The organism is Cytobacillus depressus, assembly GCF_008923245.1.
Lineage (GTDB): Bacteria > Bacillota > Bacilli > Bacillales > Cytobacillaceae > Cytobacillus > Cytobacillus depressus.
Window position 1 is genome coordinate 93,319 of sequence record NZ_WBOS01000003.1, and the last position, 16,970, is coordinate 110,288.

The 16,970-nt window shown below is 32.3% G+C and carries 14 protein-coding genes and 1 pseudogene; 10 read left to right on the forward strand and 5 right to left on the reverse strand.

Annotated elements, in window-relative coordinates:
* The first annotated feature begins 15 nt into the window (after window positions 1–15).
* The 7 genes from F7731_RS09305 (at window position 16) to F7731_RS09335 (ending at window position 9,706) form a co-directional block, all read left to right on the forward strand.
* On the forward strand, window positions 16–1,302 hold the full coding sequence (locus tag F7731_RS09305; RefSeq protein ID WP_151534512.1) for a phenylacetate--CoA ligase family protein: 1,287 nt from the start codon (window positions 16–18) through the stop codon (window positions 1,300–1,302).
* Window positions 1,303–1,758: 456 nt separating this feature from the next.
* Window positions 1,759–2,982 carry an oligosaccharide flippase family protein gene (locus F7731_RS09310; RefSeq protein WP_151534513.1) on the forward strand — a complete coding sequence of 408 codons (1,224 nt, stop codon included), beginning with the start codon at window positions 1,759–1,761 and terminating at the stop codon, window positions 2,980–2,982.
* Window positions 2,983–3,053: 71 nt separating this feature from the next.
* Window positions 3,054–4,292 carry an O-antigen ligase family protein gene (locus F7731_RS09315; protein WP_151534514.1) on the forward strand — a complete coding sequence of 413 codons (1,239 nt, stop codon included), beginning with the start codon at window positions 3,054–3,056 and terminating at the stop codon, window positions 4,290–4,292.
* A 467-nt stretch (window positions 4,293–4,759) separates the two neighbouring features.
* Window positions 4,760–5,950 (forward strand): glycosyltransferase family 4 protein, encoded by a 1,191-nt coding sequence (locus tag F7731_RS09320; protein WP_151534515.1) that lies wholly within the window; start codon window positions 4,760–4,762, stop codon window positions 5,948–5,950.
* A complete protein-coding gene (locus F7731_RS09325; protein ID WP_151534516.1) occupies window positions 5,943–7,100 on the forward strand; it encodes a glycosyltransferase family 4 protein in 1,158 nt (385 codons plus the stop codon). The genes F7731_RS09320 and F7731_RS09325 overlap by 8 nt, the downstream gene beginning before the upstream one ends.
* A gap of 542 nt (window positions 7,101–7,642) precedes the next feature.
* On the forward strand, window positions 7,643–8,668 hold the full coding sequence (gene galE, locus F7731_RS09330) for a UDP-glucose 4-epimerase GalE (RefSeq protein ID WP_151534517.1): 1,026 nt from the start codon (window positions 7,643–7,645) through the stop codon (window positions 8,666–8,668).
* Window positions 8,669–9,244: 576 nt separating this feature from the next.
* Entirely contained in the window at window positions 9,245–9,706 is a 462-nt protein-coding gene (locus F7731_RS09335) for a hypothetical protein (protein ID WP_151534518.1), read from the forward strand.
* 409 nt (window positions 9,707–10,115) lie between these two features.
* Here F7731_RS09335 and F7731_RS27260 read toward each other — a convergent pair whose 3' ends face one another.
* Complete coding sequence (locus tag F7731_RS27260) at window positions 10,116–10,424, reverse strand: competence protein ComK (RefSeq protein WP_151534792.1); 309 nt, start codon at window positions 10,422–10,424, stop codon at window positions 10,116–10,118.
* A gap of 55 nt (window positions 10,425–10,479) precedes the next feature.
* Between F7731_RS27260 and F7731_RS09345 the strand changes: the two genes are divergently transcribed.
* Entirely contained in the window at window positions 10,480–10,722 is a 243-nt protein-coding gene (locus F7731_RS09345) for a hypothetical protein (RefSeq protein ID WP_151534519.1), read from the forward strand.
* Here F7731_RS09345 and F7731_RS09350 read toward each other — a convergent pair.
* The 4 genes and pseudogenes from F7731_RS09350 to F7731_RS09365 all read right to left on the reverse strand — a co-directional run bounded on the left by F7731_RS09350 (window position 10,686) and on the right by F7731_RS09365 (window position 13,283).
* A pseudogene (locus F7731_RS09350) lies at window positions 10,686–11,452 on the reverse strand (N-acetylmuramoyl-L-alanine amidase). The gene F7731_RS09345 and the pseudogene F7731_RS09350 overlap by 37 nt on opposite strands.
* Before the next feature lie 6 nt (window positions 11,453–11,458).
* The gene (locus F7731_RS09355) at window positions 11,459–11,932 is read right to left on the reverse strand and encodes a phage holin family protein (protein ID WP_151534520.1); all 474 of its coding nucleotides are present in this window, start codon (window positions 11,930–11,932) and stop codon (window positions 11,459–11,461) included.
* A 46-nt stretch (window positions 11,933–11,978) separates the two neighbouring features.
* Window positions 11,979–12,737 (reverse strand): FRG domain-containing protein, encoded by a 759-nt coding sequence (locus F7731_RS09360; protein ID WP_151534521.1) that lies wholly within the window; start codon window positions 12,735–12,737, stop codon window positions 11,979–11,981.
* A 204-nt stretch (window positions 12,738–12,941) separates the two neighbouring features.
* Window positions 12,942–13,283 carry a hypothetical protein gene (locus tag F7731_RS09365; RefSeq protein WP_151534522.1) on the reverse strand — a complete coding sequence of 114 codons (342 nt, stop codon included), beginning with the start codon at window positions 13,281–13,283 and terminating at the stop codon, window positions 12,942–12,944.
* A gap of 432 nt (window positions 13,284–13,715) precedes the next feature.
* Between F7731_RS09365 and F7731_RS09370 the strand changes: the two genes are divergently transcribed.
* A complete protein-coding gene (locus tag F7731_RS09370; RefSeq protein ID WP_151534523.1) occupies window positions 13,716–15,083 on the forward strand; it encodes a sigma-54 interaction domain-containing protein in 1,368 nt (455 codons plus the stop codon).
* 341 nt (window positions 15,084–15,424) lie between these two features.
* Window positions 15,425–16,852, forward strand: a complete 1,428-nt coding sequence (locus F7731_RS09375) for an MFS transporter (protein WP_151534524.1) — start codon at window positions 15,425–15,427, stop codon at window positions 16,850–16,852.
* Window positions 16,853–16,970: the final 118 nt, after the last annotated feature.

A 16,970-nucleotide genomic window follows, 5' to 3' on the forward strand; every position in this document is an offset into this window, starting at 1 on the left:
TTCGAGGGATGAAAAATGTCGGGAAAAGGGTTTAGATCATTAAGTTATTTTGCTCTGGATTATTTAAAAGGAAGTAAAATAAGAAAAAATTTGATAGATATTGATGAAAAAATGAATGGTAAAAGAGATAGTCTTAATGAATTACCAAACTTGTTAAAGTATGTGAATGAAAATGTTCCGTATTATCAGGATATAGATGAAACTAATTTATATAATTTTCCCGTAGTAAAAAAGAATGATATCATGGAGAATTTTGACGCATTTCAGTCTAAGGAAAATCCCAATGCTGATTTACATTGGGTATCAACAAGTGGTTCAACTGGTGTTCCGTTTAAGGCAAATCAAAATGCCAAGAAAAGAAACCGGACAATTGCAGACTTAATATATGTTCATAATAAAAATGGTTGGCACTTAGGTGATAAGTATGTGTATTTAAGGGCATGGGTATCTAAGTACACAGTATCAAAACTAAGGGTGTTTCTTCAAAATTATATTGCTGTGGATATTGTTAATTTTAATGATGAACAGAAGGAATCATTTAGGAAGCTATTAAAAAATGATAAGAAGATTAAGGTTGTTCTTGGATATGCATCAGCAATGGAAAACTTTGTTCATTATCTTGAAGAAAAAGGTGATGACGAAAGTATGTTTAATATAAATGTAATATTTACAGTTTCAGATAATTTATCAGATTCTTCTAAAGAAAAACTTGAAAGAATGTTTGGGTGCCCGGTTATAAATCGTTATTCTAATGAGGAACTAGGAGTGTTGGCTTATACACCTGCCTATTGTAATACCTTTACATTGAACACAGCTAGTTATTACTTCGAATTACTTAAACTGAATAGTGATGAGCCTGCAGAACCAGGGGAGATCGGTAGGTTAGTTATTACCGATTTATATAATCGATCAATGCCATTTATAAGATATGATACTGGGGATTTAGCAATCAGTCATGATCAAGATAGAAATCATATAACTCATCTCACTAGTTTTCAAGGTAGGATGGCTGATGTAATTCAAGATGTGAGCGGTAACATAATTACAGCACCGATAGTAAATAATTATTTAGCGGATTTCCACGATATAGGGAAATACCAACTGATTCAACACGGTGAAATGGAATATGAACTTAAAGTTGTCTGTAATACTGATTTATATAATGTAGAAGAATATAAACGTGCTTGTAAACAGTTTCTAGGAGGAAAGGCAATAATTAATGTTAAGCATGTTGAAAATATCCCTGTGGAAAAAAACGGGGAGTATAAAACTATAATTAATAGATGTACAAAAGCCATTTGATACTTGTAAGAGTATTTAATATTTCATAGTTTAGCCTGAGTGGTCAGAACCCAGTATGTAATATATATAATAAAATTAAGATATAACTGAGGGGTTTAACGTGAAGAAGAAAATATGGATATTTATCCATTATACAATAGGTATGTAAGTTAGCATTACTAGTTTGTGGAAAAAATTCGAAAAGTAGATAGGATTCCAGTATTTTTTCGCTAATACTGGAAATAAAAAAGTGAAGTTTATTAAAATGTAGAATGATAGTATACGAAAAAATAATAGAGTTTATTTCCTATACTTTTATTAAAATGGTATTTTTACTATACTATCCCGAATAAAAAAACATACTTGAGTATGAAGTTGTGTTCATTTTAGTGGGATGATGACTCCTTTGATCCTTGGATAAGGCATAATAAAATTATTAGCAACCACAAAAATGGGAAGTTCAAAAGGTGTAATTATATGTGGAAGAAATTTAGTGAATTAGGAAAACAATTTAGCTGGTCTTTATTTGGGAATCTTATTTATGCATTTTCGCAATGGATAATCGTTACTATGATTGCAAAAATTGGTCCTCCAGATGACTTGGGAATATATACTTTAGGCTTAGCTATTACTGCTCCGATTGTGCTCTTTTTTAATTTTCAATTGAGAACTATTCTTGCAACCGATAGTAAAAATGGGTTTGCATTCACTCAATATTTTGGCGGGAGAATTATTCATTTAACTTTAGCTTTTATAATAATTATTCCCGTTGCGTTTATTTATAGTGATAATGTTAGTACGTTTGCAGTTATTGTATTAATGGGGTTAGTTAAGTTTTTTGAATCTTTAAGTGATATTTGTTTGGGATATTTACAGAAAAATAATAGAATTGACATAATTGGAAAATCGCAATTTTACCGCGGTATATTAAGTATGATATTTGTTGGAGCAATATACTATTTCACGGGTAACATTGTATTCTCCGTAGCAGGTTTATTAATTGTTATGATTATTAGATTTCTGTTTTATGATTTAAAACGTACCAGCAATTTCGGAGAAATTAATCCTACTTTTGATATAAGTGCAATTAAATTAATTAAATTGGCATATCCACTTGGGTTCGTTGCATTAATAAATTCACTTAATGCGAATATACCTAAATATGTTCTGGACCATTTTTCTGGAACATATGACGTCGGTGTCTTTTCTGCTTTATCATATATATTAATTGCAGGAAATATGTTGATTTTACCGATTTCCTTACAAGCTGCACCGAGATTAGCAAATGCGTATGCTCAAACGAGTAAAAAATACTTTTTTAAGATTAATATTCAGTTATCTGTACTATCAATAATGATTTTTTTAATACTTTTAGCAATAATTATATTTCAAGGTGATATTATTCTAGGTATTTTATATGGAGATACCTATGCTAAATATCATACTTCTTTTGTGATTATTTGTATTGCATTACTATTTAGCTTTCTGACTACATTTTATAATCTATCAATTGTGGTTACTAGATATTTAAAAATGCAGCCTTTGGTAAACACTTTGGTTACCTTGATAACTGTACTTTCAAGTGTTTATTTTATTAAGTCATTAGGCATACTAGGTGCATCATATTCAACACTAATATCGATGGGTTTTCAAACTCTTTTAAGTCTAATATTGTTGTTAGTCTTAGTAAAAAAGAAGTAGGGCTATATTTAATTAAGTTTATGATTTTTTTGCCTGAAAGAAAATAAAAAATTTATATTAAGGTGTGTATAGTGATTTTAAATTATACAAATAATAAAAGTAACCAGACCTTTTCTATTTATATTTTATTATTAATACTACTCTCATCATTTTTAAATCAAACATATATTGTTTTTGGCATAAATAGTTCAATTGCAGATACTTTTTTAATTTTTGGATTGTTGTATCACTTGGCATCGAATAATATTCAGATTCCAAAGCCTCATCTTATCTACTTTCTGTTACTTTCAACATCTATCTTAGTGATTGCAACATTTTATACAGGGTACAAATTTTCGGTTAATATTAATCATTACTCTATTATTAAAGATTACACGAAAATAATTATAGTATTTCTTTATTTTACTCTGGGTTTCAATGTAAATAAGAATGAATATATTTATATAGCGTTAAAATATTTCTCATATACTGCTGTTTTTATAGGCCTAATAGGAATTATCACAAATATGTTAAATATAAACACGGGTCTATTTTACATGGAATCAAGATTTAAAGGATTGATTAATGATCCAAATTATTTCTCGGTAATTCAGGTGGCTGCATTACCATACTTTTTCAGCAATTCATCTATTAAATATAAGATTGTTCCAATCTTAATAATTATATATTCAATCTTATTATCAGGTTCGAAGACTGGATTTGTAGTGTTGCTCCTTTATTTGATGGTATTCCTTCTATTAAATGAAAAGGTTGTTTGGTGGAAAAAGGTTTTCATTTTTATATTCTTACCGCTATTCCTTTATTTATATAGTCAAACGATATTATCTATAATGAATAACATAGCCGCAATTATACCGGTTGCAGAACGCCTGAATTTATTTATTCAAGATTTGCTATCCTCGAATGTAAATAATGCACTAAATGATGGGGGATCTTCTAGGGGAGGTACGTGGGAAATTGCCCTTAAGATTATTTCTATGGTCCCTTTAACTGGTATAGGTGTAGGAACCTATACTAAGGTGGCAGAAGATATTAGTGGTATAGGAGTATTAGCACATAATACTTATCTCCAACTATTTTCAGAATGGGGAATAATATTTGCAACTATATTTTTTATCTATATTTTTTGTGTAATATTTAGTCCCTTAACTACAAGGAATTCAAATTCATTAAAATTCATAGTTGCGAGTATAATATTAATTCTTTTATTAGGGTCATTTTCAATTTCTATTAATAATGCTAGAATGTTTTGGTTCTTCCTTGGGATTCTTGCTTCAATTAGAAATACATCTTTAAGGAGTAAACAATAAGTTCTAATATGGCTTTTCTACATTAGTAAAATTTTTATAATAACATTTGGAAGTGCTTTTTGTAAAGATATGTATACGTGAGAATTAAGTCATATAAGTTTAAATGTTGAGCACTTCAGTTCGCATTCAATGTTAATGACTCTTTATTAGAGTTATTAAATGCAAAACCTGTCATTTTAATTATGATGTTATAGACATTTCAGAGTGGAGTTATTATAGAAATATAGTGGTTTTGCGGTAACTTATATTAAAGAATTGTAGTACAGGAAAAGCTAAATGTCTATTCGTTAAGAAATCCCACTATAAAATATAAATTATCTACTCATTCCTTATTAACTTGGAAGTATCTAAATTATATTTAAGTTATCTACTTATAGATAGCTTTTTTTTATGTTTTTGGGGCTTTTATAAATCTATTAGCCAAGAGTTAATATAATAATCTTATAGAAAAGAGGGGATTACTAAATATGAAAACTATGATAGCGGTGGAGACTGTGTTCTTCAAAACTAGTGATGGAAAAATATGGACTACTGGTCAGAACGATTATTTCTTTTGGAAAAGATACTTAATATATTTTAAAGAGGTATTGGTAGTTGCAAGAGTAAAAGAAGTAACTAATAAAAGTGAAAAATGGATAGAGTCTTCAGGGAAAAATGTTACTTTCATAGAAATCCCATATTATAAGGGACCTTTTGAATATATTCAAAAAGCTAATGATATAAAGAAGGTAATTGCAAATAATGTATTAAAAGCTGATACGTTTATTTTAAGAGTTCCTGGGCGTATAGCTTCTATATGCTGGAGTGAATTAGTTCGCAAAAATATACCTTATTTCTTAGAGGTATGTGGGGATCCATGGGAATCCCTAAGAAAAGGTAATGTGAAAAGTATTGTTAGGCCCTTTGCTAGAGTTCTCTCTTTTATTAGACTAAAGCGTCAATGCTATAATGCAGAAGCTACTTCATATGTAACGAATTATACCTTACAAAAAAGGTACCCGCCAAATCCAAATAAACTAAGTTTTTCAATTTCTGATGTAGTATTAAATACTTCCCTTTTAAATGACTATAAAGAAACGAAATATCAATTTAATAAATATAAGCCTGTAAAAATTATTAATGCTGGATCAATGGACACTTTTTATAAGGGACATTTAACTCAAATTGAGTCAATTAATATCTTAAAAGAAAAAGGATATAATGTGAAATTATATTTTGCTGGAGATGGGCAATATAGGCAAGTATTTGAATCTAAAGTTAAAGAGTTATCGCTAGAAAAGGATGTAATATTTTTAGGGATGATACCGGGTAGTGAAAAACTGCAAAAAGAATTAAACAATTACGACCTATTTATTTTGCCGTCCTATGTAGAGGGTATGCCACGTGTTTTAATTGAAGCGATGGCTGTTTCTTTACCTTGTATAGCAACAAATGTTGGAGGTATACCAGAGGTATTAAACACAAACTGTTTAGTTGAACCAAGGAATCCTAATTCGTTGGCAGATAAGATTATTGAATTGATTACTGACAATAATAAAATGAATAATTATTCGCGTGAAAATTATTCAACAGCTCTAAATTATTCAGAAAAAGTACTCAATGAAAAGAGGGCACATTTTTATTCTTTAGTATTAGAAAAGGGGAACAATTATGAATAAGATAATAATAGAGAGCAAAAAAAAAGTATTATTAGTTGCTTCAGTATACAGCCATTTTACAGCATTCCATGTTCCCTATATTAAATTTCTTCAAAGTATAGGATATGAGGTTTGGATTGCGAGTAACCATAGTAAAAGAGTAAATACTGCAAAAACTGAATTAGAAGAAGAAGGGGCCAAATGTATAGATATAGATTTACCTCGTTCTCCATTTACTATTAAAACAATAGAAGGACTTAGTCAAATAATCAAATTGTTAAAAAGCCATGATTTCTCAATGATACATGTGCATACTCCTAATGCTGCATTTATTACGAGATTAGCTAATTTTTTCTCGGAAAAGATTCCTTTAATATATACTGCTCATGGATTTCATTTTTACAAAGGTGCTCCATTAATAAATTGGTTAATTTATTTTCCCTTAGAATATATAGCTAAATATTGGACGGACAGAGTAATAACGATTAACTACGAAGATTATTATAGGGCATTAAAAATGGGATATAATGAAGGATCGGTTAAATATGTCCATGGAGTCGGTGTAGAAGAAGATAACCTAATTCTAAACGAGGATGATAAAAAAAACTTTAAACACACTTTAGGCCTTAACAATGATTCAGTCGTCATATCATATATAGCAGAAATCAATAATAATAAGAATCATAGGTTTTTAATAAGGAATTGGACAAAGATAAAAGAACAAATTCCAGAAGCAGTACTGTTATTAATAGGTGATGGCAATTTGCGTTCTGAAATTGAAAATATGATTATAAGAGACGATCTAAGGGATATATATTTATTAGGGTATCGTAAAGATGTAAATAAAATTTTGAGGATTTCCGATATAGTCAGCCTATTATCACGTCGAGAGGGACTACCAAAAAGCATTATGGAAGCAATGGAGAATAAACTCCCTTGTGTTGTAACAGATACCAGAGGCCTTAGAGATCTAATAACACATAACAGTAACGGATACGTCATTGAACTTGAAGATGATAATGGTCTGATTAATGCATTTGTAGATTTACTAAAAGACCAATCTTTACGAAAAAAAATGGGGAACTCTGCATTTAAGAGAGTTCAGCCATATTTAATAAAAAATGTTTTAAATGAGTATATAGAAATTTACAATGAAATATTAATTGATTAGTATGGTATAACTGATACAAATTTGTAATTCAAGAAGGAATTTCAACTAACTCGGTTAAAGTGCCTGTTACTACTTGAGTTTTTTCGGTATCTGTAGATTGGTAGTACAAGTACATGATTGTGGATATATTTATCTCTTATTCAATTTGGAGGTCTTCTATTTTTTATTATTGGGTTAACGAATAGAAATAATTATTAGGAGGATATAGTGGGAAATCTGGGGTTAGGGGCGCCTGCTCAGCCAAAGTGTCCAGCTTTACTGTGTTAAAGTACTGGTCCCTCACAAAAATGTGGGTGCTTGGTATACCATCCAATTTAATGGAAGTATAAGAGATAGATGGGATATTTCTAAATATACACTGTGAATTAAAATAATATTAATAGTCGGAACAAAATTTCACAGATTAAATATTAAAGTTCGGGTTAATAAAAAGGTTTAGCTATTTATAAATAGCTAAACCTTTTTATTATTTTTATACCTTTTCCTCTGGGTTATTGCAAGAGAGAAAGATAAATAGTAAATGAAAGGTGTGCTTCACTTAAATGGCAATATTAATAACAGGCGGTGCTGGTTATATTGGTAGTCATACAAGCGTAGAATTGCTGAACGCTGGTTATGAAGTTATTTTACTTGACAATTTTTCAAATAGTAAACCCGAGTCATTACAAAGGATAAAAGAGATATCAAGTAAAGATTTTAAGTTTTACGAAGTAGATTTACTTAATAGAAATAATGTAGAACAGGTGTTTTTGAATAATCATATTGAGGCTGTTATTCATTTTGCGGGATTAAAAGCAGTTGGAGAATCTGTATCAATTCCACTACATTACTATCATAATAATCTCACAGGGACATTGATTTTATGTGATGTGATGAAGAAATATGGGGTGAAAAACCTGGTGTTTAGTTCATCAGCAACTGTATATGGGGTACCAGATCAGGTTCCTATTAAAGAAAATTTCCCGCTTAGTGCAACAAATCCATATGGTCATACGAAACTAATGATCGAAGAAATTTTAAGAAATTTATATGTAGCGGATAATGATTGGAGTATCGCTTTATTAAGATATTTCAATCCAATAGGCGCACACGAGAGTGGAAGGATTGGTGAGGATCCAAACGGTATTCCTAACAATTTAATGCCTTATATCACTCAAGTAGCGGTAGGGAAATTAAATGAATTACAAGTGTTTGGAAATGACTATCCTACAATAGATGGGACAGGCGTAAGAGATTATATTCATGTAGTAGATTTAGCATTAGGCCATTTAAAAGCTTTAGAGAAAGTAATGTTTTCTAATGGTATAATGGCTTATAATTTGGGAACCGGTACAGGTTATAGTGTATTAGAAATAGTTGCAGCCTTTGAGAAAGTTACGGGTAAGAAAGTGCCCTATCGAATTGTTGATAGAAGAACAGGAGACATAGCTATCTGTTATGCGGACCCATCAAAAGCAAAAGATAAACTAGGATGGGTTGCTGAAAGAGGGATTGAAGTAATGTGCCAGGATTCTTGGAGATGGCAGGAGAAGAATCCGATGGGATATGAGAGTAAAGTGATGATTTGAGAATTATATATAAGGATTCAATAACTGAGCGCTGGTCACCATCCAGAAAAATAAAAACATATCAATACTTTATGAGAAAGGTTATGTGGAGTGTCTACGAGCTATTCTTTTTATGGATCGGTGCCTAGTCACGCCCAGAAACCCTAGGGCCCGTCCCCACAATCGATAAAGTTTTAACGTACTAAAGCAAAAACTTTTGGGAGATTAAAAGAAAAAACATATTTTCATTGTTGGTGGTGGATAAATTAGTATGTGCTGAAGTCAGGTGACTGTCCCCCATTAGGCTGAACTTTTACAGATTTAATTGACTAAAGGATTTAGATTCAACTTAATAAATCCTTCATTAATAAATCAAATGCTTGACCTGCGTAATTTAGGGGAGAGGTAATAAACAATGAAGACCTATTGCTTCAGATTTGAATTGATAGAGTGATAAGTTCGCGACAATAGGAATAAACTCCCCGTTTTAATTAAATTGATAGAATAACAACGGAATTTATTTTCTGAATATTAGAACCCCTAATATACTCAATCCAATTTATTTTTGATAAAAAAAGGAAAGGGTGGTGATCAGAAATGGATGAAGTAACTAAGCTTACACCAGAAGATTTACTAAAGATTCAAACCTATACAGATGAAGCCATTGCGATGATAAAAAAATTTGCTATTCAGTATAAAGGGAAAGAGCACTATGACCATTTAGGCGCAAGTTGTGTTATGTCAGCAACCAAAACAGTTGATACAATTATTGATTCAGCCCAATATCTTAATGGAGCGTTCATTATGGCAGATGCAATTCATGTTGAACGTTTGGTTGATTGGTTTGTAGCAAATAGAAACTTTCAGTGTGATAGATTAGTTCTTACTTTTTACTTTGCAAATTATGTTAAGTGGAAAATTAACAATTTATACCAATCCATCAATAAGAATGAATTTGCGACATCTTTGACCATTATGGGGAATAATGGAGCGAGTAAAGAGTATAAAAAGCAATGTCGTCTTCGTAAGAAATTAGGCGTTAAAATAATTCGCCAATAGCACGTTGTCTATGTAAATGATTCAGTAGAGGTTAATGCATTTGAAAACTGATGCAAGACCTCACTAGGATAAGGTGTCACAGTTTTAATTGTTTAAAGGATTTAGATACAGCATTATCATGCTCGATAATGATATCAAATCGTTGTCCTATGTGACTCTGGGTGGCATTAATCAAACGATTGATTGATCTGTTTGTTCACATTGGATGAGTAGTCGTGATAAAGTGCTTCTATTTTAAACAAACGTTTGATTGAAAAGGCTGAAATGCTTGCCCTGCTTGGCTTAAAGGGGATTTAATCAAACGATTGATTAATATAAACGTTCGCCTTTTGCGGTGTTTTTTGTGCTTGGTGGTCAGGAACTAATCAATTGTTTGATTAATTTTTTTAGACTTTCAGATGCCTTTTGGTTAGATACATAAGGCCATCTCAAAATTTTCTATAAACGTGTATTGATGCTTGCTGCTGAATATCGTGTCGTTTGGATTGTTCAAGATCATGAAGCACGTATCTCCTGTCATTTCTTCTAACTGTTCGGCTTGCTTCAATTTGTCGTTGAAGGAGGATAGCTTTGCTGGGATGATTTTGTTTTTCCCGTTACTGTACATGATGGATGTTTTACGGTTGAGGCTTGACGTTCTCTTGATGTGGAATGGGTTAAAACAGACGCAATCTTCGTGCTTTGCTGATTTATTATAAAAAAGATTTAAGTCATAAATCTGTCACAAGGACTTTTTACCCAAACAACTAATGAATAGGTAGGAGGGATTGCAGATGGATTATAGAACACTAAACGAACATTTAAAAAATGTTAAAAACGAGGAACAGTTACATTTTCTCTTGATTAAAACAAAGAAGACAAAACTAACTGGAATCTTTCATGGGATATCCGTTGATACTTTATCTATTATAGATGGTTATGCGCATTACACCTATGATAAGTCAAATATTAGAGGTATATGCAAACTTGAAAAGCTACATCAATATGTTACTTTTAAGCCCCTACTCAATGAGTAGGGGCTTTTTATAATTTGTTTTTTCAACAAATTATATAGCCGTTGCATCATTACCCACAGTTCTTCACGTGTAACAGCATCCTTTGGTCTAGTTCCATCCGATAATTTATTATCGATAATAAATTTATGAGCATCTTTTGCCCATTCACTTACTGTTTGATCTTTTGAGGCTGTTGCCACTTTTACCTCTTCCTTCTTTTTTAATCCAAATACATTAACAAGACCGTTTACATGCCCCTGTGCAATTCTGTCAATAAATGTGGCTTGCTTTAGTTTAGCTGCATCCCCAGCATGATCTATAAACCCATTCTCTGTGAGTAATGCTGGCATATTTGATTCACGAAGCATGTGAAAGTTTGCCTGCTTCTTTCCACGATCGGAAAAATCTACTTGTTTCATAATCTCTTCATGAATGGCATTTTGGAATGCCGCAGTTGCTCCACCTAAGCCGGGATAAATAAAATCTTCATAACCATAACCGCCCGGTGTAGCATTAATGTGGACAGATAATAAAAAGTCAGCTCCCCATGCATTAGCCATATCGGTACGTTGTTTGAGGATAATGTTCGATCGTCTTCTCGGCTTAATTTGACAAGTACATTTTCATATTGGTTCAGCATATCACGAATGCGTTGCGAGATTGTTAAGGTTAACATTTTTTCAAGCAAGCCATTACCGACCGCTCCTGGAACCGTTCCACCGTGCCCTGGATCGATAAAAATTTTAATCATTTCTTATCATCCTTCCTTTGTTTTATCCTTAGCACTTGATAATATGTTGACGATAAACCTAGGAATTGCCGCTCCTATTTTTACTCCGTTTTCTGCAATACTAATTAGCTCAAGTACACATAGTGCAATGGCATTAATCCTTCTAAAATCTTTTGTTATAAAATTAGAAAACTGATGATAACGAAAAAACACATCTGAGTGTAAAAGGCTCAAGACGTGCTCACATTGGAAAGTGATCTCATTTGTTGATTCGTTTTTAATGGTTCTTTTTGGATTAACAATAAACTTCCCAATGTACCTGTCATGATCGTATAGTTCAATAAAATACTTTGGTTTGATGTATACATTCTTTTTATCCTTTAGCACCATCGTAAATTGACAAGTCCACAAGTTGTTCTTTATTTTGGTGTAGCCGATTTTATATGCTGTATCAAGTACAGCCACTAATTGATTATTTATGTCCAATACCTTTGGGTACAATTTAATCACCTTCTTTCAAACAAAAAAAGAGCCCTGGAAGTAGCCCTTAATCGAAAATGCTTTTTCTCTTTTTTATAACTCTAGCCAATCCATCTAAATCGGGAAAAATTGTAAAGTCATTAACACCATTCATGTGTAAGTACGATATAACGTCATTAAAAATATCAGCACTTAAATCTAATTTAGTAAGGATATCGTCATGATATTCTACCGTTTTAGAGAGCTCCTCTTTTAAGCCTTCCAAAATGTTTCCTTGAAGAGTAAACTGCCCCTGTTGAGCTATTAACCGTTTTGAATTGTAAATTGGAGCAATAGCTCTAGAAGACAATCCATTTTTATTTATATATTTAAAATAATCACCAGTCGGTAAGACTAGATGATTATCTCCAATTAAGGCCTTATTTAATTTTGCTGGATTCAGCAACCAAATACAGGGAGTATTCTTGTCTGGATTCCATTCGCGAGATGCGAAATACAATGCAGTTGAAAGTGAAGTTGTCCAATCCAACAATCTCGTAGGCACACCATGATGTTGCATTGTATATAACAAATCCCACTCATTTTTAGATTTATGAATACTATATCCCTTTGTCATAAATTCATATATATAATTATTTTCTAACCTATTAATATACTCTAAGTCGTTATAAAGTCTAAAAAGAGTAGATTCTAATTTATAGTCTACATGATCACCATCTACTCCAATATTGCTATGACCTCTAAACCAAATATTTCCTTGGCTGTATATCATAAATTGATTTATCCGACTAAGTAATGTTTTAAAATGTTGGCTAATAATTGTCATCAGTAGCTTACTCCTAATATTTTAAAATTACTATCATTCTAAAATAATTATAATTTTTTAAAATGCTAAATTTCCACATGAAAATATCATCCAAATATAAGACTACTTACTGCACAGTAACGTCCCAAAACGCACAAAAGACACCCTGTAAGGATGCCTTACTTTACAATTAATTAGTAAATACTACTACTAATCTTCCAATTTTTATTTTTTCTCTTTATATTGAATAACAGCTCGTTTTGTTGATAAAACATTGATTACTTCAATGGATTTACCTTCTTTTATCAGTTCATCTATTTTTTCATTAATTTTTTCAGCAAACAGAGCTTCCTTGTCTTCATAAATCGCTACAACTCTTAATTTCATTTTTGGTTGTGTCAATTTTTCTAAATCTTCTTGTATTGGCTTGCTTATTGTGTAGAAAAAGGTAGCAGTTCCAATAGCAGCTATTAGATTTTTAGTAATAAGATAAGCAATTATTGCAAAGCCCACGATAAGAATAGCTAACAAAAAAGAAACAATGTACTTCAAAATATACTTTTTCATAATACATCTCCTCTTATAGTATTTCGGTAATAAAAAGGAATGTTTTAGTATTATTCGACACAAAAAATAACGTATCTTATGTCGTAACCTATTTTATAGAGAACTTAGACATAGAAAATACACCTCATTAGGTGTTATCTTTGTTGCACATTATCGTCCTACTATACTTCAATTAATAGTTTTATGCTTTAGGTTTCCTTTATCGATACTACTATACATTATAGTTGCAATATTTCTTCCTATATTAATTGAAGGTTTTTCTATAAATATATACGACAGTATTGTTAATACAGATTTCTTTTCCTTGCCTTTTACTTCATTCAAAAAGAGCAATAATCTATTCAATGCATAATCACGATGATTTAACTAAATATTTGAAAGATTAATCATATTTGATTAATATATAATCAAATATGATTAGGGGGTTTGGGCATGAATTTGAATGAACACGCTTACAAAATTTTAAATCAAATATTAGAACATTCTTTCGATGAAATCTTTATTACCGACGACATGGGAAACGTTGTATATGCTAGACAATCTACTGAAAAATTATTTGGAATTCCACACGAGAAAATGATTCGTCAGAATGTCTTTAAGTTAGAAAAAGAAGGTGTTTTTTCCCCGTCTGTTATTGTAAATGTGTTAAAAAATAAAAAGAATGAAACCCTTATTCAAGAAACAAAGAATAAAAGAAAGCTGATTATATCGGGATATCCAATAGTTGACGAGACAAATAAAATGATCGGAGCAGTCAGTTTTTCCAGAGATATTACAGAATTTGAATATCTTAAAAAGGAAAATGAACAGGTGGCAATAGCCATACAAGCATACCAGGAAGAAATAGCAGAGTTGAAAAAACAAGCAACCCAACCCTTTTTCCTAAAAAGTAAAACAACAGAAAAGCTGCTTGACATGGTGTCAAAAGTTGCAAGTTTAGGGATTACTATACTTTTGGATGGAGAGTCAGGAGTTGGAAAAAATCATCTGGCACATATGATTCACCAAATTTCACCAAGAAAAAGTGAACCATTCATTGAAATAAACTGCGGCGCCATACCTGAATCCCTGATTGAATCTGAATTGTTTGGTTATGAGGATGGAGCTTTTACGGGGGCAAGAAAGGGCGGAAAGAAAGGATATTTTGAAAGTGCCGGGGGAGGAACTCTCTTTCTGGATGAAATCGGTGAACTGCCAATGAATCTTCAAGTGAAATTATTATCCGTTTTACAAAACCATTTATTCATGAGAGTCGGTGGAAGTAAAAGAATTGAGATGAAATGCAGAATTATTTGTGCAACCAATAAAAACTTGGAAGAAATGATCCATAAACAAAAATTTAGAGAGGATCTGTATTATCGCATTAACGTAATTAAATTGACGATTCCGCCTCTAAGAGAGCGCAAGGAGGAACTGATACCATTAATTTATGAAATGACGGAAGAATTCAATACAAAGTACGGAATGGATAAGCATTTTACTCCGGGGATGATTGCCTGGCTCAGCCAGCAGGAGTGGCCGGGAAACGTCAGGGAATTACGAAACTTTATTGAGAAATTAATTGTAACGACAGGAACAAAAGAAATTGACCTTGAGATCGTTGAGGATATAACATACGGAGAGTCATCCAAGAAGAATAAGCAAGATATGACTTTGAATGAATACTTAGATAGCGTAGAAAAAGAGTTTATTGTAAAGATGTTCAAGAAATATCCCAGCAGCACTAAATTGAGTAAAAAATTGGGCATTAGTCAATCAACCGCAAACCGAAAAATACAAAAATATGTTGATAGGATATAGTCAATTTTGACTAACAAAACCTATTTTTCTTAGATTTTTAGCTGGCATGATCCTTGCAAGTAAATAAAGTGAAATTTCGAAGAACAAAAAGGTGGGATGAACGAATGTAAATGAAATTGAAATAAATCAAAAACAGCGGAAGTCATAATGAAGGCATTGGACATAATGATGGACGAATAAAACAAACAAGTTAGAAGATGTTTTCGCAAGAAAGGTACTTGGTTAATGAAGGGAAAATGGAAATCTAATCAAAAAATGAAAGCGTTTTAATAGGTTGCTGTGCACTTCGTTTTGATTTTCTATAAACTCTACAAACTAGATTTCTATAATGGAGGGATATGATGGAGGGAAAAAATCAAAGCACTAATATATTTATTGTCGGCATCGTTCTTGCTGTCCTTACATTTTGGCTGTTTGCACAATCCATGATTAATATTATCCCAGCAATTCAAAAAGATTTAGGGGTTTCGTTGGGGATGTTAAATATTTCCACAAGTTTATCTTCATTATTTTCTGGCCTCTTTATTGTTGCGGCTGGCGGACTTTCTGATCGGGCAGGACGTAAGAAGTTAACTTATATTGGGTTGACTTTGAGTATTGTCGGCTGTTTGTTGATTATTTTTTCACAAAGCGCCACATTATTAATTATCGGCCGTGCGATTCAAGGGATTTCAGCTGCTTGTATTATGCCAGCAACCATTGCACTTGTTAAGTCAGCCTTTGAAGGTAAAGACAGACAGCGGGCTCTTAGTTATTGGTCCTTCGGATCATGGGGTGGTGGTGGATCAACCGCATTAGTCGGTGGTGCCATTGCTACATATATGGGATGGAGATGGATTTTTGTCGTTTCCATTGGCATTGCTCTATTGTCGATGTTTTTACTAAAGAATATTCAAGAGAGCAAAGCAGATGAGCAAAGTAAAGAGAAATTTGATTTCACCGGTTTTTTTCTCTTTATCATCATGATGTTGATGTTCAATATGATTGTGACACGCGGTCAAGACTTTGGATGGACAAGTCCGTTAACACTCGGCCTCATTGGTGGTGCATTAGCAACAATCGGCATTTTCTTTGCAGTTGAACGAAAAAAGAAGCATCAATTTATTGAATTTTCCCTCTTTAAAACAAAAGCATACACGGGAGCTGTTGTATCAAACTTCTTGCAAAATGGAATTGCAGCCACTGTCGTTGTCGCCAATACGTATATTCAATTGGCACGGGGATTTACCTCTTTTCAAACAGGATTACTTACGATCGGAAACGTCATAGCAGTAGTTGTGATGATTCGAGTTGGAGAGAAAATGCTTCAAAAAATGGGTGCAAGAAGGCCAATGCTTATAGCAACTTTCCTTGCCTCGTTAGGCATGAGTATGACAGCTATGACATTTTTACCGGATTTAATTTATATCATTGTTGTATTTGCAGGCTTTTTAATTTCTGGGATTGGCCTTGGAATGTACGCAACGCCTTCGATAGATATAGCGGTCATGAATATTCCTGAGGCCAGAGTGGGTGCAGCTTCCGGAATTTATAAGATGGCAAGTTCGCTTGGATTCTCTTTTGGAATCGCCATTACGACAGCAGTGTACGGTGTACTGGAAGCTGTAGGCAGTATCCACGTTGCCGCATCAATCGGGATTTTATTCCATTTAGTTTTTGCCATTCCAGCAATGATTTTCGTATCGAAAACCATTCAACCGGATGAAGGGAAGGAAAAGTCCGTACAAGCGATCCAAGTAAATAAAAAACTTGTTGTCCAGCAAGATTAACTCTTTAATAGTTTGATATTTCAGAATTCGGCAGGGCGGTGCCATGTAGAAGCGAATATTTAATCTTTTCTTAAACTTTTTTAAAAATAACTAATTAGTTGGTACAAAACTTGCATTA